The organism is Desulfobacter curvatus DSM 3379, assembly GCF_000373985.1.
GTDB classification, from domain to species: domain Bacteria; phylum Desulfobacterota; class Desulfobacteria; order Desulfobacterales; family Desulfobacteraceae; genus Desulfobacter; species Desulfobacter curvatus.
This window is the reverse complement of the sequence record NZ_KB893041.1, coordinates 1-1,218: the sequence shown is the minus strand read 5'-3', so window position 1 is coordinate 1,218 and position 1,218 is coordinate 1. Positions and strand designations below refer to the sequence as shown.

The window sequence follows — 1,218 nt, the reverse complement described above, 5'->3', positions numbered from 1 at the left end:
GCGTTCACTTGAGCAGCGCCCAGGTATATTGCCAGAATCTTTGCTGAGTATCTCATTGGAGCAATTTCAACTATTAAAGGGAACATAGCCAAAAAATATTAAGAGTGAATTAAACTTAAATTCTGAGCAAACTGAATCCGTTAAATCATTGATTAAAGATTCACCATTCAGTGAGGTCATTGAATATTGCAGGGCGACCCATGCTGAAATGGAAGCACTGTTGAGTGTTGCAAGATCCGCTACAGGTTCGACACTTGGGGCAACAATGTATGTAACGACAGAACCTTGTCATAACTGCACAAAACACATCATTGGTGCAGGTATCGAAAAAGTTTTTTTTATGGAGCCTTATCCGAAAAGTTTAGGCTTGGAACTACATTCCGATGCTATTATAGTTGGGGCTGAAACCGAAAAATGTTCTGGAGAAAAAGTGATGCTTATTCATTATGAAGGTATATCTCCACACAGATTTCATGATTTTTTTGCGTTACGAGGTGATCGGAAAGATAAAAATGGTAAATTTATCGTAAATTCAAAATCAAAACAGTCGAAATTTCCCAAATTTGCAATTAATGTTCTTCCAAGATCCAGAAAAACAGGTGAAACACATGTTGAGAATACAGCCAATTTAGAATATATAAATATTATGAGCATAACAGGTCTTATTCAAAAAGATGAACAAACCTTGGAAAATGGCGATTAAAAATAAGGAATGATCATGAAAAAACAACAAAGCTTTAATAAATCAAAGGAACAATTACTGGAGATTAAAAGCTTAGGGACTCAAGCAGAGACAAATCTTCGTAACCACTCTTCACAAATGAGAAGTGCGACAGCAACAGCTCTTGACTACTTATCCAGAAAGGGTGCTATAATACCCAACAATGGTTTCATTACAAATAAAACGACATAAACCTTAAAATACTCCTCAATTCAAATCATGTTAAGGCAGTATCATACTTGTTGGTCTGCCTTTTTCATGTTTTAGAAAAAATATTAATAAAAACCTGATCCGCTAGAATCAATTTAATAGAACATTAAATGAACTCCCGACATCCTGTTCCCAAAGCCGTTGCTATTGCTGTAAATGCCCCCAAAAGCCTTTGTTTCAAGACGTCTATCCCTTATCAAATGTCAATTACTTTGTCCGGTTCGCGTCAATTATCTTGTCCGGTTTTTTTATATCAATAAATGCTTTTTGAGTGCATAAATTCTGTT

At 35.5% G+C, this 1,218-nt stretch carries 2 protein-coding genes; both read left to right on the top strand.

Annotated features, from left to right (window positions below; translation table 11 throughout):
* The first annotated feature begins 148 nt into the window (after nucleotides 1–148).
* Complete coding sequence (locus B147_RS28095; protein ID WP_033397191.1) at nucleotides 149–703, top strand: deaminase; 555 nt, start codon at nucleotides 149–151, stop codon at nucleotides 701–703.
* Between the two features lie 15 nt (nucleotides 704–718).
* On the top strand, nucleotides 719–913 hold the full coding sequence (locus tag B147_RS0110285) for a hypothetical protein (protein WP_020587117.1): 195 nt from the start codon (nucleotides 719–721) through the stop codon (nucleotides 911–913).
* Nucleotides 914–1,218 lie beyond the last annotated feature (305 nt).